The following is a 23,477-nucleotide window of genomic DNA, read 5'->3' as shown; positions in this document are numbered from 1 at the left end:
GTTTCAGGCGGTTGCCGGAACGGGTGGGCCGAGATGCCGGTCGATCTCCGAGATTTCGTCTCGGGTGAGGATGGCTTCGATGGGGGTGAGGCCGTCATAGCGACCGGAAATGACATCGTCCTGATGGATCTGGCGTGCAACTTCCCAGCGCTTCTCGTCGCGCAGCGTTTTCGATGCGAGCGCCTTTCCCTTGGCCGTCGCCACACTGTCGGCCCGTATGAGACCTGCGCGGCGCAGAACCCGAATGGTGAGTGGGTCGAAGATCTGCTCCTGATGCGCGAGAGCGAGCAGCCCCTGACGCATGTGCACCCTGCGCTGAAAACGCAAATGACGGAAAACGGCCGCCAGAACACCGCGATTGGGCGCGAGCAGAAGTGACAGTGCGAAGAGCGCAAAGCACACAATGACGATGATTGGCCCGGTTGGCATTTTGGGAGCGGAGGCCGAAAGCGCCGTGCCGATGTAACCGGAGAGGCCACCCACAGCGCCTGCAATCCATATCACGTGATCTGTTCGGTCGGTCCAGAAGCGGGCGGTGACGGGTGGGATGATGAGCATTGCCACGACAAGGATCAGGCCGACGAGCTTCAGGCCGATCACCGTGACAGCCATCACAAGACCCATCATCGCCAGATCAATCCTGCGAACATTGACGCCAGAGGCGGCTGCAAACTCCGGATCGAACGCAACCAGCGTCATGGGGCGGCGCAGCATGATCACCGCAAGAACGGACAGTGCGCCACCGATGGCGATGACCACCGCATCCTGGAACAGCATGCCGGCGGTGGAGCCGAGCAGAAACCCTTCCAGACCTGCCTGCTTGCCACGCGACATGGTCTGGATGATCGTCAGAAGAACGATGCCGAGACCGAAGAAGACCGACAGAACCGCACCGATTGCGGCGTCTTCGGCAAGGCGCGTGCGTCGGGAAATCCATTCGACGATAAGGAGGCCGATGCCGGCGCTGATGGCAGAGCCGAGAAGCAGGCCGATGAGACTCCGGCCGTCGCCGCCAAACGCGACCATCAGCATGAAGGCGATGCCGACGCCAGGCAGGGTGGCATGCGCGACGGCGTCACTGACCAGCGCGCGCTTGCGCAGGAAAAGAAAGGTCCCGCCGCTCCCGGCGGCGATCCCGAGCAGCGTCGCTCCGATGGCGACGAGTGCGGCGTTATAACCGGACTGCAATAGCAGGGCGTTGATGAAATTGCTCGACATGGGACTAGGCTGCCGAAAGATTCAGTTGATCGATATGCGCGGTTGCCAGGCGTCCACCATAGGTTTTCTGGAGGTTCTCGCCGGTGAAGGTTGTGGCGACCGGTCCTTCAGCCATCTTGCGGACATTGATCAGCAGAACATGATCGAAATAGTCCGCAACGGTCGCCAGATCATGGTGTACGCAGACGACGGTGCGCTTGTCGGCCTTGAGCGATTTCAAGACATCGATGATCGCTCTTTCGGTAGCCGCATCCACGCCGGCGAAGGGCTCGTCCAGAAGGTAGAGATCGGCGTTCTGGGCCAGGGCGCGGGCAAGAAAGACGCGCTGCTGCTGTCCGCCGGAGAGCTGGCCGATCTGCCGGTGTGCGAAATCCACCATGCCGACCCGTTCCAGGCAGGCCAGCGCGGTCTTGTGATGTTCCCGGCGGACGAGTTTGAGCGGACCCAGTTCGCGAAACAGCCCCATCATGACCACATCGATCACCCGGGTGGGGAAATCCCAGTCGACGGAAGCGCGCTGCGGTACATAGGCGACACGGTGCCGGGCTCTGGTGAAGGGCTCGCCAAACACCGTTACGCTGCCTGAAAGGCGCGGAACGATGCCAAGAACGGCTTTCAGAAGTGTGGACTTTCCTGCACCGTTCGGCCCGATGATCGCGGTCATGCTCTCGGCCGGAATCGAAGCGTCGACCGAGAATACTGCGGGCTTCTCGCCATAGGATACGGTGACGCCCTGCACGGCCAATGGGGTCTCCACTGAACCGTGGGGATTGGTTGTCTGGCCGCCTGGGGAGACCAGTTCCACCGCTGCTTCACTCATGTCTTGTTGCCTTTTAAACTGCGGGGCTGGCCCCGCTTATGGAATCCGGAAAATACGGAAGAGCGCCAGCGAGGGCGCTCTTCCGGGGGGCTGCGGTCAGCTGCCCACTGCAAGCCTGTCAGCCATTCCGCGCTCTGGGGCCTCGCCGCTGAGGGCGCGGGTGATGATCGTCGTGTTGTGGTCGATCATGCCGATGTAAGTGCCCTCATAGGTGCCATCCGGCCCCATCGCATCGGAAAACAGTTCGCCGCCGATGACGACGTCGTGACCCTTGGCGGCCGCGCCTTCGATGAGTGCGCGGATGTTGCGGTCGGATACGGATGATTCGACGAACACCGCGCCGATATCGCGATCAACGAGCAGATCGACCAGTTCGGCGATGCGGTTGAGACCGGCCTCACTCTCTGTCGAAATGCCCTGAATGCCCATCACTTCGAAACCGTAAGCGGAACCGAAATAGTTGAACGCGTCATGCGCGGTCAGGAGGACGCGGCTTTCTGCGGGGACGGAGGAGAGAACCTTGGTCGAATAGTTGGCGAGCTGCGCCACGTCATCCAGGTGCTTTGCGGCATTCGCCTTGAAGGCGTCAGCCTGTTCGGGATTGGTCTCGGCCAGCGCATCACGAACGGAGATGACGACCTTGGACCAGAGATTTGGGTTCATCCACACATGCGGGTCGAACTTGTCGTCATAATCGTCATGCGAGAGGAGCATGTTCCTGGGCAGGCCTTCGGCAACGGCGACCACATTTCGCTTCTCTGAAAGGTCATGCATGAAGTCCTGCATCTGCGCTTCCAGGAAGAGACCGTGCCAGAGCACCAGGTCTGCATTGGTCATGGCGGAGATGTCCGTGCGGGTCTGGCGATAGGCGTGCGGGTCCACACCCGGTCCCATCAGTGCCTTCACGTTCACCAGGTCGCCGCCCACCTGGCGGGCAGCGTCGGCGATCATGCCCGTGGTTGCGACCACGTCGATCTTTTCTTCAGCGCTTGCCGTTGTGGCGAGGTTCATGGCCCCCAGCGCGGTTGCGGCCAATGCGGCCAGTAAAGACCGCCTCATTTTGTTGAACATGCAACTCTCCTGTCGAGTTTGGTTTGCGATGGCGATGCACCGCACTGAAAATCTGCCTCACAATTGCAAATCATTCGCAAATGCAATTGACGTCCGGGACGATCGCAGACACTATGCAAATGCGAATGAATTGCAACTGAAATATTCAGGAGAAGATTGTGGTGGCTGGTTCAGTCGGCATGGCATGGCAGGGGGAAGGCAATGCGGAAGCACCGGACGATGCCGCTGCCCGCGCACTTCTCAGGCAGGCGGGTCTTCGCGCGACACGGCAGCGGATGGCGCTTGTCGATCTCCTGTTTGGGTGCGGTGGCAGGCATGTGTCGGTCGAAGGGCTTCATCGGGAACTGTTGGGCGTGGGGGCGCCCGGCTCCATCAGCTGCGTTTACAACAGCCTGCGCCGCTTCAGCGAAGTGGGCCTCGTGAGGCGGGTGCCGGTCTATGGAGCGACGAGTTACTTCGACACGAAGCTCGACCATCACCACCACTTCTATGCGGAAGACGAGGATCATCTGATGGATGTTCCCATGAATGCTATCGCCCTTGATGACCTTCCGCCTCCGCCGCTTGGCTATGAGCTTGTGAGTGTGGATGTCGTCGTGCGGATCAGACGCGAGCGTTCGGCAAAACCGGTCCGGCCGTCATTTCGATCCGGGGAAGGGGCGTCCTGATGCTTCAGATCCCGGAAGAAACCTTGGAGAGGATGCGAGCGGCCCGTGAGCGGACGGGCAGTGCGCGTCACGAGGTCCAGGACATGCTGAAAGCGGGCGGGTTACGTCCCACGCGGCAGCGTATCGCGCTTGCCGCCCTGCTGTTTTCCACCGGCCGACATCGCCATGTTACCGCCGATGACCTGCATCGGGATGCGCGTGCCGGCGGTACCGCTTTATCGCTCGCCACTGTCTACAACACGCTCAACCAGTTTGCCGATGCCGGGCTGATCCGCAAGATCGGCATGAATGGCGAGCGTATGCATTTCGACACGGATCCGGGCGATCACCACCATTTCTACGTGGAGGCTGAGGACCGGGTGCTGGACGTGGAACCCGGCGCGGTCTGTTTCAGCGCGCTTCCGGCTGCTCCGGCTGGCTACGAGATCGCCGGGGTTGATGTCGTGATCCGTCTTCGCAGGTCAAAGCCTGAAAAAGCACGCGACGCCTGCAGCGGCGGGTGCGCCCGGCGCGCGGGCTCTGGCGGTGACATGCCCCGATGACCCAATTGCGAGCCGTTCTTTTCGGGCCGGACGGAGTTTCTCGCCGCAATCAGGTTCGAACTCTCAGCAATAGTCAAAGGAACACAACCCATGCATACCATCTGGGGCAGGCCGCCCGTCCTTGATTTTTCTTCAGTTCCGCTCGCTCCGGATGGGGTGTTTTCGCGTGCGCTCATTGCCTTTCTGTTCGGCAGATTGCGTGAGGGCGCATGACATGAAGCCACACATCAATGGTCCGGCTTCCCGGGCGGTGCCGCCAGCGTCTCTCGGGCCGACTTTCGACCTGCGCTGGCGCACCCTCACCGAAGAAGCCAATGCTCTTTACAGGGGAGGCGATACCGCATCTGCGCGCAAATGCTATGAGGCGGCGCTCTCAGAGGCTGAACGCTTGCTTGATGCGGTCGCGGCGGAGCACGACGCGCGGCCGGCGCCGATTATCTACAATGTTTCCTGCCACAATCTCGCCGAACTGGCGCGGGCTCTTGGTGAGAACGCTGAAGCGGAGGCCTATTGCCGGCGCGCCTATGAGCGCCTTCTCGCGGTGGCGCAGAACCCGGCCTCGCCGCTCGAACTGCGCATTTCATGCGTCCGGAATCTGCGCAACGCGCTGGCTGAATTGACGGTGCGCCTCAACGAACGCCATGCGCCGCCAGGGGAACTTGATCGCATCGTCGAGCCGGTTCGCAACGCTGCATTCAGCGTTTTTCGCATTGCCCGACATGCCGAACTTGCGCGGGACAACTGCCCGCACTGCCCGCTTTCGTGATCCCACGATCAGATCTCCGCACAAAGGATCGAACTTTTGTTTCAGCTTCCAGAACTTCCATACGCAATGGACGCGCTTGCGCCTTACATGTCCGCAGAGACCCTCGAATTCCATCACGGCAGGCACCACAAGGCCTATGTCGACAAGCTCAACGCGTTAACGGCAGACAGCCCCTATCGGGACATGAGCCTTGAAGAGGTCATTTTGACGAGCGCCAACAAGCCGGCCGAAAGCGGCCTGTTCAATCAGGCTGGCCAGCACTGGAACCACAGCCATTTCTGGCTTGGCATGAAGGCCGGTGGCGGCGGCGCGGTTCCGGGGAATCTCGAAAAGCACCTGATTGCCGATTTCGGGTCGGTTGACCGTTTCAAGGAAGAGTTCAAGGCGGCCTGCATTGCGCAGTTCGGAAGCGGATGGGCATGGCTCGTTTTTGATGGCGAGAAGCTTGGCATTGCCAAGACGGGCAATGCCGACACGCCGCTGACAGAAGGCAAGTCGGCATTGTTGACCTGTGATGTCTGGGAACACTCCAACTACATCGATTACCGCAATCTGCGTCCCAGATATGTCGATGCTTTTCTGGAAGGTCTCGTCAACTGGGAGATGGTGGCCGAGCGCTATGAGAGTGCCATCGGGGCTTAGGGGCAGGGCCTGTTAATATGGCCTGCCCCTAAGTCCGGTGCGCCGCCGGCCTTGAGAGCCGGCGGCGTTTACAGGTGTCAGGCGCTTGCGTTTTCGGTGCGCATCGTGCGGGCGGCGGCAACCATGTTGACCAGGGCGGGACGCACTTCGTCCCATTTGCGGGTCTTCAGGCCGCAGTCCGGATTGACCCAGATCTGCTCCCCGGCAAGGCGCTGGCGCGCCAGCGAAAGCAGCGCAGTCATCTCACCGATTTCGGGGACGCGCGGCGAGTGGATGTCGTAGACGCCTGGTCCGATCTCATTGGGATATTTGAAGGTCTTGAAGGCATCGAGCAATTCCATCCTCGAGCGCGATGTCTCGATGGAGATCACATCCGCGTCCATGGCGGCGATGGCGTCGATTATGTCGTTGAACTCCGAATAGCACATATGGGTGTGAATCTGGGTTTCATCCGAAACCCCACTGGCCGAAATGCGGAAGCTCTCCACTGCCCAGTCGAGATAGTGCTTCCAGTCCGCATGGCGTAGCGGCAGGCCTTCGCGCAGGGCCGCTTCGTCGATCTGGATAATGCGCGCACCCGCTGCCTCAAGGTCACGGACCTCGTCGCGAATGGCAAGCGCGATCTGCCGGCAGGTCTCGCTACGCGGAATGTCGTCGCGCACGAAAGACCAGTTGAGAATGGTCACAGGGCCAGTCAGCATGCCCTTGACCGGCCTGTCCGTCAGCGACTGGGCATATTGCCACCACGAAACGGTCATCGGAGTGGGCCTGGATACGTCGCCGTAGATAACCGGCGGTCTGACATAGCGCGATCCATAGCTTTGCACCCAGGCGTGCTGGGTGAAGGCGAAGCCGGAAAGTTGCTCGCCGAAATACTGAACCATGTCGTTGCGCTCGAACTCGCCATGGACCAGCACATCGAGGCCGACGTCCTCCTGCCAGCGAATCGTCGCTTCGGTTTCCTTCTTCAGGAACGTGTCGTAGTCGACAAAGCTAAGCTCGCCGCGTGCATGTGCGGCTCTTGCCTTGCGAACCTCTGGCGTCTGCGGGAAGGAGCCGATCGTGGTGGTCGGAAAGGCGGGCAGGCCTAGCCGGGTAGCCTGCAGCTTCTGGCGCTCGACAAACGTGGCGCCGCGCGTCTTCATCTCGTCGTTGATCCGCGCCATGCGGCCCTGAACCAGAGGGTCGCTGACCTTGGGTGAGGCGTGCCGCGCGGCGACGGCATCGGCTGCTGCTTTCAGGGCTCCGGCAACGTCTGCTCCGTTCCCGGACAGAACATCGGAGAGCACATGAAGCTCGTCCATTTTCTGCAGGGCGAATGCAAGCCAGGAGCGCAGGTCGGCGTCGAGCGTGGTTTCCAGTTCCAGATCGATGGGGACATGGAGCAGCGAGCAGGACGGAGCGAGCTGGACCATCGCTGCGCCGCGCGCCTTGACGACGGGCCCGAGCCTGTCTGCGAGGGAAGCCAGATCAGCGCGCCAGATGTTGCGGCCGTTGATCACGCCAAGCGAAAGAACCAGATCCGGCCGCGCAGCGGCGAGCACCGCGTCGAGTTGCTCCGGCGCGCGAACGAGGTCCAGGTGAAGGCCGGCCACAGGCAGGGAAAGCGCGGTTTCCAGATTGCCGCCGAGCCCGCCGAAATAGGTTGCAAGCATGATCCGGCGATCTGGGGCAGCGGCTGCAAGCTTCTGATAGGCAAGCCGATAGGCATCCTGTTCGTTGGGAATGAGGTCGGTGATGAGGGCCGGCTCATCAATCTGTACCCAGTCCGCTCCGGCCTCCTTCAGCTTGCGAAGCAGTTCTTCATAAACAGGCAGCAGGCGGGGCAGAAGCGCAAGCGGATCGTAGCCTGCATCGCTGGACTTGCCGAGTTTGAGGAAGGTGATCGGACCAAGGAGTACGGGCCGGGTATGGATGCCGAGCGCTTTTGCTTCAAGAAACTCATCCAGCGGCTTGGTGGAGGAGAGGGCGAAGACCTGGTCGTCGGTGAATTCCGGCACCATGTAGTGGTAATTGGTGTCGAACCATTTGGTCATTTCCTGCGCTTTGTGGCCGCCGGAGTGGCCGGGGTGCCCGGGGTGCTCGCATCCTGCATCCCTGAAGCCCTGGCTGCCGCGCGCCATTGCGAAATAGACGTCAAGCGGCACCGGGCCACCCTGCCAGCCATAGTCTGCCGGAACCGCGCCGACCATCACACTGGTGTCCAGCACCTGATCGTAGAGTGAGAAATCATTGGAAGGGATGATTGCAACGCCACGATCGCGCTGCTCCTTCCAGTTCTCGGCCCTGAGTTCCCTTGCAGTCTGGAGAAGGGTTTCTGCGCTGCTTTTGCCGGACCAATGGCTTTCAAGGGCGAGTTTCAGTTCTCGGCGGCGGCCGATACGCGGCACGCCGAGCGTGGAGACAGGAATTGAACGTTCAGACATGGCACACCCGATGCTGTTTGGGGCAGGGGGGGGCGTACGCAGACCGCGGCCTGAACGGCCGCCGCATGACGAACACCGGACACCCCGCCCGTTGACGTTGTTTCGTCATGGCAGGTCTCCTGGCTCACGGGTCTCGGCCTTGATCCGTCTTCCCGGACGTCTGTCCAGTGACTTGAATGGATTTCGGCTCGCCGCTGACAGTTGCGGGGGCAGCGCCGGATTTGAACCGGCTTCCCTCTTAGCCCGAATCCGCCTGAAGGCAGGTTCGAGAACCACGACGCGCCCAGATTCCTCGCGATGCGGCGGAAAGTCAAGAATGATATAAAGAAATGTTTATGTCTTTACGTCTTGTCTGAGAGGTGATGTGCCTCTCTATTTTAGTTGTCGGGAAATTCTGTTCCGGAGTTGGTCCGCGTGCGCGTGCGGGTCGGCGGGCAGAAGGTTGACAGGCGCGGGTCTGCGTATACTTTTCGAAGCGGTCAAGGTTCCGTCGGCAGACCTGTCTCGGTCGGCGGCTAAGAGGGAATCCGGTTCAAATCCGGAGCTGACCCGCAACTGTGAGCGACGAGCTGCTTTGCCGATCATGTCACTGGCGTTATGCCGGGAAGACGGGTGAAGCTGTGATGAGCCGCAAGCCAGGAGACCTGCCTGATCGTGTGAAGTTCCGTGGTCGGGATATGCCACAGGAGCGCGTGCTTCGGAATATCCGGTTCCGACGCGCGATCTCCCTGCCGTTCCCGGTCGCATCAGCTCGAGGAATGGCAGTGGATACGAGTGCATTATTGAACGAAGGGCAGGGAAGCCGCGCGATCCTGCTTCTTGCAAAGTCGGCTTTTGCTGCTGCACCTCATGGCGAGATGGCGCGCCTCGCTGAAATGGCCGCAGGTTTTGAAGGTGTGACGGCGGTGCAGTACTGCTTCTCCGAACAGGGGACGCCGTCCTTGCGGTCCGCACTTCTGGAGCTGCGGGCAGAACATCATTCTGAGATCGTGATTGTCCCGCTCCTGCTTCCGATGGAGCCGAGCTTCCGGAACTGGCTGTCGAAATCGCTCCGGCGCTGGCAAGCCGAAACATCCGGCGGCTGGCCCCCCATCCGCATAGCATCCGACATTGCCCGCAGCGCACATTTTGAACGGCTTCTTGGCGGTCTCATCGGCGATATTGCTCAGGAGCCGGCCGTTCCTCCCGCTGAAACTCCGGTACGGGAAGGCTCTCTGGTGCCGGCGCAGAAAAGACGGGTTCTGGTGTGTGAGGGCGGGGCGTGCAACGCCGCCGGGGCGGACGTTCTGTGGTGTCATTTGCGCAACCGGCAGAAGGAACTGAACCTGCGCAACACGGGGGATGGCACCATGACTGCGAAAGCAACCTGTCTCGGCCCCTGCAATCTCGCGCCGGTTCTTCAGGTATTTCCCGAAGGCGCCTATTACGGTGGCGTGAATGAGGATGCGATAGACCGCATCATTGAAGAGCACCTGCTTGGGGGACGCGTTGTCGCCGATTTCGCCTATGAGCCGACCGGTCGCAAACAGCGGCTTCGCGGGACTTTAAACAGGTAATGGTAGCGGCGGGGAGGAAAACGGTTGGCCTTGCAGGTCCGATCAGGTTAACGATTGCGCGCCACGGTTCCGCAACGTCGGATGAAACGGGAACGCAGGACGGGTTCGTCCCAGTCTGCGGCTGCCCTCGCAACTGTAGGCGGCGAGTTCGGTATCGATCCACTGGTCAGTCGGCCGGGAAGGGATATTCGAACGCTTGAGCCGCGAGCCAGGAGACCGGCCTTGGCGCAAACGCAATTGTCGGCGAGGTGTCCGGCAAGAGGGTAGCGTAGACCGGTCTCGCGGGGTGCAAGGACGCCCTGCGGCGCATTCGGTCGATGCGGGCGCTCTTTCACGCACCTCCCGGCGCCCCGTGTCGATCGAGGTGATCATGTTGTTCAAGTCCGTTCTCGGCGCTGCCATTGTCGCGCTGTCACTCTCCCAATCCGCTTTCGCAGAAACCATTACCGATGATGTCGGGCGTCAGGTCGATGTCGACCTGCCCGTCAAGCGCGCTGTGATCTTCAACCGCTATTCGGTTGAATTCGCGCGCGCCATCGGCGCCATCGAGCAGGTGGTTGGCACCGGCGCCAGCACCTATCGCGATCCTGCCTACTGGCCGGAATTCGGCCCCGACGACGTGGTGGGCCAGGGGCAGAGCGAGCCCAATTACGAGGCCATCATCGCCAAGAAGCCGGATCTCGTCATTCTGCCGCGCAACGGCGTTTACGAGGAGGCGGCGCGCCAGCTTGAGCCATTCGGAATTCCGGTTCTGGTCGTAACCTCCTGGGATACGCTCAAGCATGTCGAGAACGTCAAGCTGATGGGCAAACTCTTCGGTCGCGAAGAGCGGGCGGCCGATCTCGCTGCCTATTATGAGGATTACAAAGCGCTTCTGGCCGAGCGGCTTGAGGGCGTCGAGCCGGTGCCGGTTTATCTGGAGGAGAAGCGCCCGCTGGTGACGGTCACGCCGGGCTCTGGCTGGCACGACATGATCGAAGCCGGTGGCGGCAGGAACGTTTTTGGCGAAATCGTCATTGAGGACGAGCCGGCCGCGCGTGGCAATCCCAACGCCTTCACCATCGATCCGGAGGAACTGGTCGCGCGCGTGCCGTCGCTGATCGTGAAGCTGGAACCGGGCGCTTACACGACCATCCCCCAAGAGCAGTACAAGACGACATGGGACGGGCTGATGGCGCGTGAGGAAATCCGCGCCACGCCGGCGGCAGAGGCGAAGAACGTCCACGTCATCAACTACTACCTCGCCGGCGGCTCCTCGAAGATCACCGGCGCGCTGCAGATCGCCAAATGGGCGCATCCAGAGCTGTTCAAGGATGTCGATCCGGAAGAGGCCATGCGTCGCTGGATCGAGGACTTCCAGGGACTGCCCTATCAGCCGGGCATGACCTATCAGGGCGACTTCTGAGCAAGCTGACATGACGGGGCGGGGCCGATGACCGATACGCTTGAAACCGAAGCCGGGGGTACAGGTGCCGCCTCGGTCGAAAAAGGCAGGGGCCTTGCCGCCCGGTATCGGGAGGGCGGACGGCGACGCATTCTGCTGATCGCCCTGTCATTCGCGCTTTTGATGATTGCCGCCGCAGCGGTTTCCGTACGTGGCATCAACGATACAAGTGTCGGAACGCTTGCGCTCGTTCTCATGGAGCGGGCAAGCCTCGGCTATCTGCCGGGATCATCGGACGAACAGGCGGCGCGGGTTCTGCTTTACCTGCGCCTGCCGCGTGTGGTGATGGCGCTGGTGGCCGGCGCCGCCCTGTCCGTGTCCGGCGTTCTCATGCAGGCCATTACCCGCAATCCGCTCGTCAGTCCCTATACGATCGGCGTGTCCTCGGCTGCCGGTTTCGGGGCTTCCGTCGCCATCATGTTCGGTATCGGTCTTCAGGCGGCAGGCGTCTATTTCGTCCCCCTGTCGGCCTTTGTCTGTGCGCTTCTGTGCGCGCTCGCCGTTTTTTCGTTGAGCTGGTGGCGGGGCATGGGGGCACAGGCGATGATCCTCACCGGCATTGCGCTGATGTATCTGTTCAGCGCATTGACCGCTGCGGTCCAGTTTGTCGCCACCGAAGAGCAGCTGGCCCGTGTCGTGCACTGGACGTTTGGCAGCCTCAACGGGGTGCAGTGGGATGCGGTCGGTCTGTGCGCCGCTGTTCTCTTCGCGGTGCTCATTCCGATCCAGGCAAGGGCCTGGCAGCTCAACGCACTCACCGTCGCCGGCGATGATGTCGCGCGTTCGCTGGGCGTCGATGTGCGGCGTCTGCGCACCTTCGCCATTCTCTTTTCCGTCGTCTCCGCAGCCTCGGTCATCAGCTTTGTGGGCGTCATCGGGTTCGTTGGACTGATCGGGCCGCATCTGGCACGTATGATGATCGGCGGTGATCACCGGCTTCTGCTGCCCTTCGCAGCAATCTGCGGCGCAGCGCTTCTTCTGGCCGCCGACACGATCGGGCGGCTGGCTTTCAGCCCGACGGTCCTTCCGGTGGGCATTGTCGTTGCCTTCGTTGGTGTTCCGGTCTTTCTGCACCTGATCGTGTCGCGGCGGCGGGAGGCTTTCGCATGACCATTCTTGAAGCGCACAATCTGCGGCGGGTGCTGAACGACAACGCCGTTCTCGACGGCATATCGTTACGGGTGGGATCTGGCGAAATCGTCGGTCTGGTAGGGCCGAATGGCGCCGGCAAATCCACGCTGGTCCGCGCGATGCTCGGTCAGACGCGTCTCGAAAGCGGCCGGGTCCTGCTCGACGGGCGCGACATCGCTGGCATTTCGGCAAGGGAGCGGGCGCGGCTCGTGGCTTATGTTCCCCAGCGCACGCCGGACGGTTTTCCGGTCAGCGTTTTCGATGCCTGTCTTCTGGGGCGAACGCCCTATATGGGTATGAGCCCGGGCGCGCGCGACATTGCGCTGGTGGAGGAAGTTCTGGAAAAACTCAATCTTTCCAGCCTTGCGTTCCGCTCCCTTGATGCGCTCAGCGGCGGAGAACGCCAGCGCGTCATGCTTGCGCGCGCCCTTTCGCAACAGACGCCGCTTATCGTGCTCGATGAGCCGACGAGCGCCCTTGATATTGGCAACCAGCTTTTCACCCTGCGGTTTCTGGCCGATCAGGTGCGCGAGCGGGGTGTCGGCATTCTGGTCGCCATACACGATTTGGCGCTGGCGGCGCGCTTCTCCAACCGGATCGCCCTGCTGCACAGGGGGCAGCTTATTGCCGAGGGGCCCTGGCAGCACGCGTTAACTCAGGAAACGATCCGCGCGACCTACGGCGTGGACGCAGAGTTTGGCGAACTAAACGGGGCGCCGGTGATTGCTCCGTTCGAGATGGAGCGGCAAGGCGGGGCCTGAGCTTCCTGTCGCCATACCAACTCCGCTTGAAACGGACGGTTTTCCCAGACTATCCGCGCGGTGTTTTTCGTCTCGGTCTGTGCAGCGTCGTTGCCGGTGCTTCTCCGAATTGAGCCCGGTAGGCGCGTGAGAAATTGGCGACATGCCGGTATCCCAACCGGTAGGCCACTTCGCTGACCTGGCACTTTTCATCGAGCAGCAGGCGGCGGGCCGTGCGCAGTCTTTCGGTGCGCAGAAAGGCGGCAAGGCTCACGCCGCGCAACACCTTGAACATCTGCTCCACCCGCGCGATCTTGAGACCTGCGCGCGTTGCAAAGTTCCGTGCAGCCGCACCGTCGTTCAGATTGTCTTTCACATGGGCGACAAGTTCATCGAAGCGCATAAGCTCCCATTCGGTGAACATTTCGCCGTCAGGATCATATTCGCAGAAGGCGGTCATGGCCTGGCTGAAAAGCTGCTTTCCCAGGCCTTCAATGGTCATGGCCCGCAATGGGCCATCTATGCTGGGGCCGAAGAGGCCTGTGGCCAGCGTCTTGACGCCGGCTGGAAGCGGAATGCTCTCAAGGCGCTCCAGTAATTTGCCACGCGCCATGAAGGGGGCAAGCCTCATCGGCTGATTTCCGTTTAGCTGGCGTTTGAGAAGGCGCAGCGAGATGGCCACGCCGGTATGCCGTATCAATGTTCCAGCGCGAACATCCAGGATGAAGCCGGAGGGCCCAACCCTCATGAGGCTCAGCGTGTTCTCGGCCATGGGGGCCGTGGTCCCGATGGGCGTGCTGAAATCTGCGCCGCCGGCGAGCTGGACAGAGAAGCCGATCCACGGCTGGGGCAACCGGTTTGTCACGGTAAAACGGCAGTCCGCTTCGGCTTCGATCTCCGACCGATAGATGGCGACACCATTGTCGAATGTCAGGCGCTCCACCCTTCCATGTGCACCGGGGATGGCAATCGCATTGCCTCCGACCATGCGCCATTCCGGTGCATCTCCATTTTTCTGCATTGATCGTTCTGCCCCTGAAAACGTGGAAAACTGCGCGCTGGCTGAATGTCTGAAACCAGAAATGAAAATGATAAGTCATCATGAAAGTGATGATCAATTCATGTAGCTAAATAAAACGCCTGCCAGTAGCTTCCGGTCGAATTTGTAATTTGCGAATACCGGAAAGTCAGGGCGACCCATGAAAATAAAAACGCTATCGAGCGGTCGTGTTTCCAGCGGTGCGGAGGCGATCAGAAAGAGGCGGCTGTGGGCAAGCACGGCCCTGGTCGCCTTCAGTGTCGTTGCGGTGGTGGGACACGGTCGGGCGCAGGAAATCATCGATGGCTCCATGGAAACCGTCGATGGCGATGGCACGGGAACCAAACTGAGCCCGTGGCTGCTTCCTGGTAGCCTTATCCTTGGTGATCAGAGTGCTGGAATGCTGATCCTGCAAAACGGAGGCCTTGCGTCTGCAACCGACGTGCAGCTTGGAGCCAGGGCTTCGGGCGAGGGGCAGCTCTGGCTTCATGGATCAGTAGCTGATCGCGGCGTGCTTGAAACCGGTCAGGTCAGTGTTGGTGCGGGCGGCGGAACGATCAGTTTTGACGGCGGCATTCTTCGCCTGACGCGCGATGAGGCGGACCTCTTTGCGGGCTTTGACGATGGTGACATCAGAATCGGCTATTCGAATGCCTATATCGACACGCAGGAACACTCGGTTGCGACGTCTGTTGGTCTCGAAGGTGTTGGCGGTCTGCTCAAGCGTGGCTCGGGCACGCTGACGCTCACCGGACACAATCGCTATCAATCCGGAACGACCGTTTATGAAGGTGTACTTGCGGTCGATGGCGGAAGCATTACCCATACGGCCGGGCACGTTGTGGTGGCTGCGTCCGGCGGGGATGATGCGTCCCTGATTATCAGCAATGGAGGCGTAGTCAGCGGCTACAACAGTCAGATCGGGTGGGGTTCCGGGACGACCGGAAAGGCTCTCGTCACTGGTGCCGGGTCGTCGTGGCTCAGCGCCGGAACGCTGGAGATTGGCCGTTTCGGAAAGGGTGGGCTCACCATTGAAAATGGTGGACTTGTCGAAAGCCGCGATGCGCGCATCGGATACGCCCAGAGCGCAGTTGGCGAGGTGCTGGTTTCCGGAGCTGGGTCGAATTGGCGTCTGGATGACGGACTGGAGGTCGGTCGAACTGGCAAAGGCGCGCTGACCATTGAGGATGGCGGCGTCGTACAGTCCGGCTCTGTATTTCTCGGGACAAACGCAACCGGTCGTGGGACGGCTTTGGTTTCAGGCTCCGGGACTCACTGGGAGGTTGACGGGAACCTTGTCGTTGGCCGCGCCGGTGAGGGGATGCTCGAAATTTCCGAGGGCGCGCTTGTCTCTGCCGACCGGGTCGAGCTGGGCATGTTCAGCAACGCGTCCGGTACGCTGAGGCTTTCTGGCGCGGCGGGGGCGAGAGGCGTTCTGGAAACCGGGCAGGTCAGCGAAACGTCCGGGGACGGAAGCCTCACTTTCGATGGCGGAGTTCTGCGGCTTACTGCCAATCAGTACAACCTTTTTGCCGGGTTTGAGGCGGGTGACGTCACAATCTCCGCGGGTGGCGCTTACATCGACACGCAGGGCTTCTCGGTTCACAGCGCTTACGCTCTTGGCGGTTCGGGTGGCCTGATCAAGCAGGGCAACGGGTCTCTGACGCTTCACGGCGCGAACACTCATACCGGTGGCACGATTGTTGAGGCGGGAACGCTTGTTCTCAAGGGCGGTGACGCGCTTGCCGATACAGGCGCGGTCGAGCTTCAGGGCGGCGTGCTTCGGCTTGATGACGATGAAACGATAGGGTCACTTGCCGGTGTTGCTGGTGCGCATATCAGTCTGCAGGCCAACACGCTGATCACCGGCGGAAGCGACTACAGCTCCGTTCTCGCCAGCAGCATTTCAGGAACCGGCGGGTTTGAGAAACAGGGGGCGGGAACGCTTGTTTACACGGGCGATGGTTCCGGCTTTGACGGAACAACCAGGGTTGTCGATGGTGCGCTGATCGTCGGAGTGGGCGGCAATGGCGCTTTGGGTGGCGCGGTTGAAGTCCTCAATCGCGGGGTGCTTGGCGGCTCCGGCGACCTGGGAGCGCTGACCGTGGCTTCAGGTGGTGTTCTAAAACCCGGCAACTCCATCGGGACACAAAGCGTTTCCGGAAACGCGACCTTCGAAAACGGCTCACTCTTTGAAGTCGAAGTGGACAATGCCGGAAGCGGCGATCGGCTGGCGGTCTCGGGCCATGCCTTTATCAATGGTGGAACAGTGAATGTGCGCGCCGAAAATGGGACGGACGACGGTTCCACCTATGATCCCGCGACAACCTACACGATCCTGACCGCAACGGGTGGTGTGAGCGGTGCGTTCAGTGGAGTGACGGAGAATTTCGCCTTCCTTGATGCCGCGCTTGCCTACGATCCCGACGCTGTGTTGCTCACTCTTTCGCGCAATGACACGGACTTTTCCGAACTGGCAAAAACACACAATCAGCGTGTTGCAGCCATTGGAGCGCAAGGACTGGGGAGCGGCAATCAGCTTTTTGACGCCATTCTTGGCTTGAGTGACGCCCAGGCGCCAGGTGCATTCGACGCGATCTCCGGAGAAATATACGGATCGATCAGAAGCGGCTTCATCGCCGACAGCAGCTTTTTGCGGGACGCGGCTTCGGAGCGCGTCCGGAGTGCATTCGGGATCGGGGTGCCCGCATCTGCGCCGGAGTTCTGGAGCATGGGTTTCGGCTCCTGGCAGAACTTTTCCAGCGATGGGAACGCGGCGCAATACACGCATGATACGCGTGGGCTGTTGCTGGGGGCCGACGCCGAAGTCGCTGGCTGGAATTTGGGGCTCATGGCGGGGTACAGCCGTTCATCCCTTCGCTCGGCAGATCGAGCTTCGGCTGGCAGCAGCGATAACTACCATCTCGGCATCTATGGTGGACGCCAGTGGGAGGCGCTCACGTTCAGCGGCGGGTTCGCCTATACCCGGCATGAAGTGGATGTGCGCCGCTCGGTCGCGTTTGCGGGATTCAGCGATGCCCTGTCTGCAGGGTATGACGCCGGAACGGCGCAGGGCTTTGGAGAGCTGGGCTATCGGGTGGAAACGCCTGTGGCGACGGTCACACCTTTTGCCGGGATTGCTCACATCTCCCATTCGTTTGGCGGTTATGCGGAAGAGGGCGGCGCTGCAGCTCTGGAGGCGCTCGCGCAGACCAGCAGTCTCACATTCACAACGCTGGGAATGCGCATGGAGCGCGATGTCAGTCTCGACGTCTTCAGCGGCGCATTACACGGGGCGATCGGCTGGCAGCATGCATTTGACAATGAAGTGGCCCTGGCGCGCCATGCACTGGCGGGAGGCGATGCCTTCAGCGCTGCCGGTGCGCCCATTGCGGCAGACACATTGCTTCTGGAGGCAGGCTTCTCGTTTGCATTGAGCGATGCCGCCAAGCTCGGAGCAGCCTATGGGGGGCAGGTTGCCCGTGGCGCTGCGCGACACACTCTCGACGCGACACTCTCCATCAGCTTCTAAAATTCGTCCCAGCGTTTCCGGCCTGCCTGTTATCCGCAGGCCAGGCGCAGGGATGCGCAGCCTGTGACGGGCAAAAGACAGGGAAACGTCATGAAAACCAGACACAGCATTCTTCTCACTGCGGCAGCCGTAAGCTGCTCCCTCATCACTCTGAACATTGCGGGGGCGGAAGCCATGCCGGAATATGATCTGGTGATTGCCAACGGCCGCGTGATCGACCCGGAATCGGCACTGGACGCAACGCGGCATGTCGGGATTGTCGACGGCAAGGTGGTGGTCGTCTCCGAAGAGCCGCTTGACGGCGCAGAAGAAGTCGATGCAACGGGACTGGTCGTCGCGCCCGGCTTTATCGACCTTCATTCACATGCCCTCAATATCCCGTCCGCATGGATGCAGGCCTTCGATGGTGTGACAACCACGCTGGAACTGGAGCGGGGCGCATGGCCGCTGGAGCAGGCCTACGACAATGTTGCAGAGAATGGTCTGCCGCTGAATTACGGCTTTGCCGTCAGTTGGATCGATGTGCGAATGGAGATACTCGGGGAGAAGTTCGACCAGAGGGTGACTTCAGACGTTTCAGAACAGGTGATTGAGCGCATTGAAGATGGGCTCAAACAGGGGGGCATCGGCATCGGCCTTCTTCCAGGCTATGTCCCGAACACAAACCGGGTCGAGTATTATGAAGCGGCGAAGCTCGCCGCGCGCTACAATGTTCCCACCTTTACCCACGTGCGTGGCAAGTTCCATGACGAGCCCGGCCACGCAATCGAGGGCTATGGTGAGGTGCTTGCAGCAGCGGCAGCGACGGGTGCTCAAATGCATATCTGCCATCTCAGCAGTTCAGCGACCCGTTTCATTCCGGAGGTTTCCCGAATGATTCTGAAGGCGCAGGAACAGGGCCTGCGTGTGACGACGGAAACCTATCCTTATGGTGCCGGGTCCACGGTGATTTCCGCGCCCTTCCTTCGCGCACGCGAACTTCAGCGTGTAGGGCTGGAACACGACAGCATCGTCTATCTCAAGACAGGCGAGCGGCCGGAGAGCGACGAACGCCTGACCGAGATACAGGAAACAGACCCGATGGGACTGTCCATCATCCATTATCTTGACGAAGGCATAGAGGAAGATGCGACGCTGATCGACAAGGCCGTAATCTTCCCCGACGGCATCATAGCCAGCGACGCCATGCCGTTCACCGTGGACGGCGAAGAGGTTCTTGATCCCGTCTGGCCGCTGCCAGAAGAGGCCATTTCTCACCCCCGCTCGGTTGGCACGTTCGCGCGCGTCCTAGGCCGTTACGTCCGTGAACGTCAGCTCATGAGCCTGAGCGAGGCCATCCGTCGTTCAAGCCTCCTTCCTGCAAGGCTGCTGGAGGATTCCGTGCCCGACATGAAGAACAAGGGCCGCATCCGCGAGGGCGCAGACGCGGACATCGTCGTCTTTGATCCCGAAACCATCATCGACAGGGCAACGTTCGAGGATCCACGGCAGCATTCGGCTGGTGTCCGTCATCTGATCGTCGGTGGAGGCTTTGTTGTTCGCGATGGTGAGCTGGATCAGACGGCGCGTCCGGGCAGGCCGGTTCGTGCGACTGCGCACTGAAGGTTGATGGAAACAGGGTGGCAGGGCATCGTTTGAAAGCCCGGCCGACGGGGGCTTTCCGTCTCGCTGCCCTGCGCGAGTTTCACCTGTCGGCATGCCGGATCGAACGCGGTTGGCAGGAATGTTGCCACAAGCGGCTGCGGAAGTGGCGGGTTTCTCCGCCAGAGCTTCGGGCTCGGACGAGCGCTTTGTACAGCACGATAGCCGGTTCGCCCGCGTCAGTTTCGCGGTTCGGCACCATAGGGTGTTTGGTGTTGGGAGCCTCTTTGAGGGCCATATGTGGGCGACCAGCACAACGGCGTGATTTTGATGGTTCTTTTGATTCATCCGTCGGCCTTTTGAGTTGGGCTGATGATGCGTCAGTGCCTCATATTCCTACGGGAACGCCGCTTGCGGCTGACAGGTGCGTGCTGTTGCATCGCGTCGGCCCTGCCACTTTTTGCTTCAGCCAAATAGACGACTGGTAATCGATGGCCGGCATCGCAAGACTTGTCTTGACGGTAGTGTCGGCGGCGAACCGCCTTACTGTCAGATGCTCTGTTCGATTGTGGGGCAGCATTATGTGATCTGTATTTCCGCAGCGGGGCCGTCATGCTTAGGATATTTCTTGCACCGATATTTGCGCTTGTCGTCGCAGTGCCGATGCCGGCAATCGCTCTTGATCTGAATGACATTTCCAGGGGGCTGAATGCAGTCTCCGATCTCGAGAGGGCGCTTCGAAGGCATCAAGAGACGCCCCCGGAACGCTCGCGGCAGGTGCCGCCATCTGCGCGCATAGTGCAGCGCCCTTCTGTCAGGCAGGATGTGCGCGAGGTGCAGTCTCTACTCGCCCGGCTTGGTTATGATCCCGGACCTGCCGATGGTCTGATGGGACGGCGTACCCGCAATGCAATCATTGCGTTTGAGCGCGATTCCGGTCTTGCGGTGAGGGGGGAGGTAAGCAGCAATCTGCTGGATCTTCTGCGCAATGTTGCTTCCGGTCATACTGGAAGCAGGACTGTGGCAAACGAACACCGGCCCAGCTTTGACTGCGAAAAAGCCTCAACCAGAGTTGAACATACCATTTGCGGTAACGCGGACCTGGCAGAACTCGACCGCGCCGTTGCCAGACATTACGCAGCCGCGCTGGACGGGCTTGATGCAGGCGGCAGAGCGCAGCTTCAGGCCGAGCAGCGCGCCTGGATAGCGCAGCGCGATCGTTGCGGCGGTGATGTCATGTGTCTGGTGTACGCGCTCGGCAAGCGGTCACAGGCGCTGGTGATGATTGGTCAGAACCAGAGCGGCGATGCTGCCGCGCAAAAAGCGATTGTGCAGCAAGGTGCACTGGACGCGCCTGCTAATTCTGGCGGAGCCATTGATGAGCAGATCATCATTCTTTCCGCCGGCTCTGGAGGAAGTCTTGCGCGAGAACTGTTTGGCAAGGAGAGTGTTCAGCGGCAGCGGGACTATCTGGTGTCCATGGTGGCCGCGGCAACCATTGGAACCGAGCATGAGCAGATTTTCGTGAATCACCAGTCGCTTTCGCCAGCAGAAGTGCGCGCGGCAGCGGCAGAAGCCGGCCTTGCAGATACCAGCAAGCTCGAAGCCTATATCTCCAAGGGGATGATCAGCAAGGTACAGGATGTCGAAAACGGCTATCTGACCGTTGACTACAACCAGTTTGAAGTTGCGCGCTTCAAATCTGCGCTGCGGGAAAAAGCACTGGCCGCCATTGCGCGCGATCGCCGTTCTTCACCACAGCGTCTGATGCTGGTTTGTGGCTTGCGTGCTGGCGAGTATGATTTTGAAAAGCAGCATTTTCCGTTCGGTGAAAAAGAACTGGATACCTGTTTTGCGGGAGAGCAGAGCCCTGCGCGTGAGTTTAGTGGCTACCGGGCGCGCATTCCGGTGCATACAACCCTGCGCCCTGAAGGATTTTCAGTCGATCCTGCGGCCGCCGAAGCATTGATCAACCGGCTTGGACGGGCCCGATTTGCGCTCGCCATACCCGCGGTTGTCGAAAGCCGGATCTCTTCTGACCGCAATGGACGGCCGGAATTTGTATTTGATGCGCGGCCTGCCGGTCCGCTTGAGCTGCGTTCAGGGCAGAATCTCGCAGAAGTCATTTACCGCTATCCCGATGCCGCGCTGCGTGACATTACCGATACGCCCGAGGCGCGCAGGCTGTCAGATTTTAACAGACCATGGTGGCTGGATACGCAGGAAGAAGTCGCGCTGATAACGGGCAGGGCGGATACGGTGCGCATTGAAGCGCTTGATGCTGGCAGTCTGTTTGGCGCGGAAACCGGGCTGACATTTTCCTTCCGCGTCAAATATGGTGGAGCGCTGGCAGAGGGGAACCGCAATCTTGCTGCCTTTGCGAAGCCACAGAGCGACCGGGCTCTGGAGGAAGTTGCTCAAGCCCTGCAGCTTCCTTTGGAAAATCTGCTGGTGACACCATTGCCGGTAGTTGGCCACAATAACCAGCTCGGGGCGGCCATTCTTGTGTTTCCGCAAGATAGCGCTGGTTATGTCGTCTCTGAGGAACTGCCCGCCCATGAAGAGCAGGATGGCGGGTGGCCGTTTGCTGCAGTGGAAATGGCCGTCACCGCAGAAAAACTCCTCACCCTGCACGGTGGACAACAAAGGCTCTTGCTCGCCGGGCATCCGGAACGACTGGTAGTGCGCCGTACGTCACGCAACAGAAGATGGCAGGATGCCCCTGAAATTGGCGCTGCGACGTTCCCAAGGGCCGCGCCTCGCGAATTCGAAGAGGTCAGTCTTGCCTGGAAGTCGGACCTGCTCTCGGTCGGTGCGAAACTTGCTGACTGGGACACGGAAGAACTTTTTCGAGAGCAGCTGGAAAGCAGCCCTTATGCGCGCAACGACACGTTTGCCAAACGAGAGGCCGCATCACAGCTGGCCGCCGCCGCTTTGGCGCGGAGCGGCGAGGAAAACGTGCACTGGCTAAAGGCGTATATTCGCTTTGAACCCTACGATTTCGAGCGCAAAGGCTGGCTGGTTCGTCCCGGAATTGAATTCAGTGCCAGGGCCCATGAGGCGGACAGTGCGCTGAACGTTTCGTTGGTGTCTGGTGACACTGCGCAAGGCGTCATCTCTGATCAGGGTATGTTCATAGCCATGCCCCCTGAAAAGGCGCAGGCTTTTCAGCAAAGTAGCAAGAGTTTTCCGGTGTTCGACGGGTTGCTGGCCCTTCGGATAACGGATGTGGATCTTTCTTCTGCCCGCACATTCTCAATGGGCATGACGCTGCGCTATCAGCCGGTCGAAATGTTGCTTTTCGATGCCGGGGAGGCGCAGACGATCATCAATCCGCGATCGGTCCGCTTGCGGCATACATTTGAAGTGCCATCAGTTGTCGATGAAACCCCTGATGCGATGGCCGATAGCGCCATCGTGGCTGAACTCATGGGGGAGTTTGCGGTTCTTGGTGTGTCTCTTGGTGCCGGCTTTGAGGCGTCGGTAGACGAGATCGCAGAGCAGATTGGTGCAGAGCGGCGGCTCTTCGCGCGGACTGCTGCCAGGCAGGATGCTCTGCAGAATCAGCAGCCGATTAATGACTGGGATTCCTACCATAACGGGATCTTGCTGGAATCTGCCGAACAGCAGGAGATGGTCGCCCTCTACCACGAGCCGCCTGCTCTTTCTGATACCGTCACGGCCATCGTGCGTACGAGACTTTTTGGGCCCGGCAAAGGTCCGGCGTGGGGGCAACTGCGTGAACAGCTCGTGCAGACATACAGTCAGATTAATGCGGAGATGTTGCAGGAACTGGAAAGGACCGGTGCTGTCTCTATCTGGGCCGAGCCTGCTGTGGTGCCGGGGGCGCGTGTGAGGCCCGTTGATAGCGCTGCGGCGGCGTGCAAGCGCAGCCTAAATGCGATCGCGAGGAGTTCCTCGACGCAGTTTCTGTCGAGTATAAAGGCGCGGGAGGCGGGCAATATGCGACCAGCTGACGCCAGAGCGACATGGGTTGATGAAAATGGACAGCCAACGATTCCCGCCTTTGCGTCGACTTATTCTCTGCCACAGCTATTTGGTGGACGTCAGGACTGTCCGGATTTTGAGGTGATGGTGCTTGCGATCAAGATCGGCGACGATGGAAAGGTCGTTCATTTCCGGCAGGCGGTTTCTGTCCCCGCGCGCATGGCGGTCGTTGAAGAAGAGCGGAAGGAGGCAGCTATGAGTGATGCAGGCAGCAGTGATTTTGATCTCTGAAGGCTATCGGTACATTGATCGTCCGACCGCAGGTTTAGGCAGGATAGGAGGAGCCTGTCTCT

At 60.5% G+C, this 23,477-nt stretch carries 16 protein-coding genes and 3 riboswitches; of the genes, 11 read left to right on the top strand and 5 right to left on the bottom strand.

Going from position 1 to position 23,477, the window contains the following annotated elements; all coding sequences use genetic code 11:
* Positions 1–3: 3 nt before the first annotated feature.
* From DEJ54_RS00280 to DEJ54_RS00270, 3 genes are all read right to left on the bottom strand, one after another.
* Complete coding sequence (locus DEJ54_RS00280; RefSeq protein ID WP_113152795.1) at positions 4–1,218, bottom strand: metal ABC transporter permease; 1,215 nt, start codon at positions 1,216–1,218, stop codon at positions 4–6.
* A 4-nt stretch (positions 1,219–1,222) separates the two neighbouring features.
* Positions 1,223–2,038 carry a metal ABC transporter ATP-binding protein gene (locus DEJ54_RS00275; protein WP_113152794.1) on the bottom strand — a complete coding sequence of 272 codons (816 nt, stop codon included), beginning with the start codon at positions 2,036–2,038 and terminating at the stop codon, positions 1,223–1,225.
* Positions 2,039–2,134: 96 nt separating this feature from the next.
* Positions 2,135–3,109, bottom strand: a complete 975-nt coding sequence (locus DEJ54_RS00270; protein WP_113152793.1) for a metal ABC transporter solute-binding protein, Zn/Mn family — start codon at positions 3,107–3,109, stop codon at positions 2,135–2,137.
* Positions 3,110–3,270: 161 nt separating this feature from the next.
* Between DEJ54_RS00270 and irrA (DEJ54_RS00265) the strand changes: the two genes are divergently transcribed.
* The 4 genes from irrA (DEJ54_RS00265) (at position 3,271) to DEJ54_RS00250 (ending at position 5,727) form a co-directional block, all read left to right on the top strand.
* Complete coding sequence (irrA, locus tag DEJ54_RS00265) at positions 3,271–3,777, top strand: iron response transcriptional regulator IrrA (protein WP_245447637.1); 507 nt, start codon at positions 3,271–3,273, stop codon at positions 3,775–3,777.
* Positions 3,777–4,319 carry an iron response transcriptional regulator IrrA gene (gene irrA, locus DEJ54_RS00260; protein WP_305778809.1) on the top strand — a complete coding sequence of 181 codons (543 nt, stop codon included), beginning with the start codon at positions 3,777–3,779 and terminating at the stop codon, positions 4,317–4,319. Before irrA (DEJ54_RS00265) ends, irrA (DEJ54_RS00260) begins: the two co-directional genes overlap by 1 nt.
* A gap of 214 nt (positions 4,320–4,533) precedes the next feature.
* Complete coding sequence (locus DEJ54_RS00255) at positions 4,534–5,085, top strand: DUF2753 family protein (RefSeq protein ID WP_162742190.1); 552 nt, start codon at positions 4,534–4,536, stop codon at positions 5,083–5,085.
* A 27-nt stretch (positions 5,086–5,112) separates the two neighbouring features.
* A complete protein-coding gene (locus tag DEJ54_RS00250; protein WP_256370541.1) occupies positions 5,113–5,727 on the top strand; it encodes a superoxide dismutase in 615 nt (204 codons plus the stop codon).
* Between the two features lie 77 nt (positions 5,728–5,804).
* Here DEJ54_RS00250 and metE read toward each other — a convergent pair whose 3' ends face one another.
* The gene (gene metE / locus DEJ54_RS00245; protein WP_113152789.1) at positions 5,805–8,153 is read right to left on the bottom strand and encodes a 5-methyltetrahydropteroyltriglutamate--homocysteine S-methyltransferase; all 2,349 of its coding nucleotides are present in this window, start codon (positions 8,151–8,153) and stop codon (positions 5,805–5,807) included.
* A gap of 91 nt (positions 8,154–8,244) precedes the next feature.
* Positions 8,245–8,445, bottom strand: a riboswitch (cobalamin riboswitch).
* 173 nt (positions 8,446–8,618) lie between these two features.
* A riboswitch (cobalamin riboswitch) is annotated at positions 8,619–8,820 on the top strand.
* A 97-nt stretch (positions 8,821–8,917) separates the two neighbouring features.
* On the opposite strand from metE, the gene DEJ54_RS00240 reads away from it, so the two are divergent.
* The 4 genes from DEJ54_RS00240 to DEJ54_RS00225 all read left to right on the top strand — a co-directional run bounded on the left by DEJ54_RS00240 (position 8,918) and on the right by DEJ54_RS00225 (position 13,045).
* Positions 8,918–9,709, top strand: a complete 792-nt coding sequence (locus tag DEJ54_RS00240; protein ID WP_245447633.1) for a (2Fe-2S) ferredoxin domain-containing protein — start codon at positions 8,918–8,920, stop codon at positions 9,707–9,709.
* Between the two features lie 47 nt (positions 9,710–9,756).
* Positions 9,757–9,949: riboswitch (cobalamin riboswitch) on the top strand.
* Between the two features lie 130 nt (positions 9,950–10,079).
* Positions 10,080–11,114 (top strand): ABC transporter substrate-binding protein, encoded by a 1,035-nt coding sequence (locus tag DEJ54_RS00235; RefSeq protein ID WP_113155986.1) that lies wholly within the window; start codon positions 10,080–10,082, stop codon positions 11,112–11,114.
* 27 nt (positions 11,115–11,141) lie between these two features.
* Positions 11,142–12,263, top strand: a complete 1,122-nt coding sequence (locus DEJ54_RS00230; RefSeq protein WP_113152787.1) for an iron ABC transporter permease — start codon at positions 11,142–11,144, stop codon at positions 12,261–12,263.
* A complete protein-coding gene (locus DEJ54_RS00225; protein WP_113152786.1) occupies positions 12,260–13,045 on the top strand; it encodes an ABC transporter ATP-binding protein in 786 nt (261 codons plus the stop codon). Before DEJ54_RS00230 ends, DEJ54_RS00225 begins: the two co-directional genes overlap by 4 nt.
* Before the next feature lie 49 nt (positions 13,046–13,094).
* Here DEJ54_RS00225 and DEJ54_RS00220 read toward each other — a convergent pair whose 3' ends face one another.
* The gene (locus DEJ54_RS00220; RefSeq protein WP_113152785.1) at positions 13,095–14,045 is read right to left on the bottom strand and encodes a helix-turn-helix domain-containing protein; all 951 of its coding nucleotides are present in this window, start codon (positions 14,043–14,045) and stop codon (positions 13,095–13,097) included.
* Positions 14,046–14,223: 178 nt separating this feature from the next.
* Here DEJ54_RS00220 and DEJ54_RS00215 point away from each other — a divergent pair, with 178 nt between their 5' ends.
* The 3 genes from DEJ54_RS00215 (at position 14,224) to DEJ54_RS00205 (ending at position 23,415) form a co-directional block, all read left to right on the top strand.
* Entirely contained in the window at positions 14,224–17,595 is a 3,372-nt protein-coding gene (locus tag DEJ54_RS00215; RefSeq protein WP_113152784.1) for an autotransporter domain-containing protein, read from the top strand.
* Positions 17,596–17,685: 90 nt separating this feature from the next.
* Positions 17,686–19,197, top strand: a complete 1,512-nt coding sequence (locus tag DEJ54_RS00210) for an amidohydrolase family protein (protein ID WP_113152783.1) — start codon at positions 17,686–17,688, stop codon at positions 19,195–19,197.
* A gap of 591 nt (positions 19,198–19,788) precedes the next feature.
* Positions 19,789–23,415, top strand: coding sequence for a peptidoglycan-binding protein (locus DEJ54_RS00205; RefSeq protein WP_113152782.1), 3,627 nt, complete (start codon positions 19,789–19,791; stop codon positions 23,413–23,415).
* Positions 23,416–23,477: the final 62 nt, after the last annotated feature.

It is taken from the genome of Nitratireductor sp. OM-1, assembly GCF_003296175.1.
In the GTDB taxonomy this organism is placed as follows: domain Bacteria; phylum Pseudomonadota; class Alphaproteobacteria; order Rhizobiales; family Rhizobiaceae; genus Nitratireductor; species Nitratireductor aquimarinus.
The sequence above is the reverse complement of the archived record's forward strand: the minus strand, read 5'-3'. Positions and strand labels throughout refer to the sequence as shown.

Bases quoted from the DNA above. Each gene is read 5' to 3' on its own strand.
- DEJ54_RS00280 (WP_113152795.1), bottom strand. From the start codon at position 1,218: ATGTCGAGCAATTTCATCAACGCCCTGCTATTGCAGTCCGGTTATAAC.
- DEJ54_RS00275 (WP_113152794.1), bottom strand. From the start codon at position 2,038: ATGAGTGAAGCAGCGGTGGAACTGGTCTCCCCAGGCGGCCAGACAACC.
- DEJ54_RS00270 (WP_113152793.1), bottom strand. From the start codon at position 3,109: ATGTTCAACAAAATGAGGCGGTCTTTACTGGCCGCATTGGCCGCAACC.
- irrA (WP_305778809.1), top strand. From the start codon at position 3,777: ATGCTTCAGATCCCGGAAGAAACCTTGGAGAGGATGCGAGCGGCCCGT.
- DEJ54_RS00255 (WP_162742190.1), top strand. From the start codon at position 4,534: ATGAAGCCACACATCAATGGTCCGGCTTCCCGGGCGGTGCCGCCAGCG.
- metE (WP_113152789.1), bottom strand. From the start codon at position 8,153: ATGTCTGAACGTTCAATTCCTGTCTCCACGCTCGGCGTGCCGCGTATC.
- DEJ54_RS00235 (WP_113155986.1), top strand. From the start codon at position 10,080: ATGTTGTTCAAGTCCGTTCTCGGCGCTGCCATTGTCGCGCTGTCACTC.
- DEJ54_RS00230 (WP_113152787.1), top strand. From the start codon at position 11,142: ATGACCGATACGCTTGAAACCGAAGCCGGGGGTACAGGTGCCGCCTCG.
- DEJ54_RS00225 (WP_113152786.1), top strand. From the start codon at position 12,260: ATGACCATTCTTGAAGCGCACAATCTGCGGCGGGTGCTGAACGACAAC.
- DEJ54_RS00220 (WP_113152785.1), bottom strand. From the start codon at position 14,045: ATGCAGAAAAATGGAGATGCACCGGAATGGCGCATGGTCGGAGGCAAT.
- DEJ54_RS00215 (WP_113152784.1), top strand. From the start codon at position 14,224: ATGAAAATAAAAACGCTATCGAGCGGTCGTGTTTCCAGCGGTGCGGAG.
- DEJ54_RS00210 (WP_113152783.1), top strand. From the start codon at position 17,686: ATGAAAACCAGACACAGCATTCTTCTCACTGCGGCAGCCGTAAGCTGC.
- DEJ54_RS00205 (WP_113152782.1), top strand. From the start codon at position 19,789: ATGCTTAGGATATTTCTTGCACCGATATTTGCGCTTGTCGTCGCAGTG.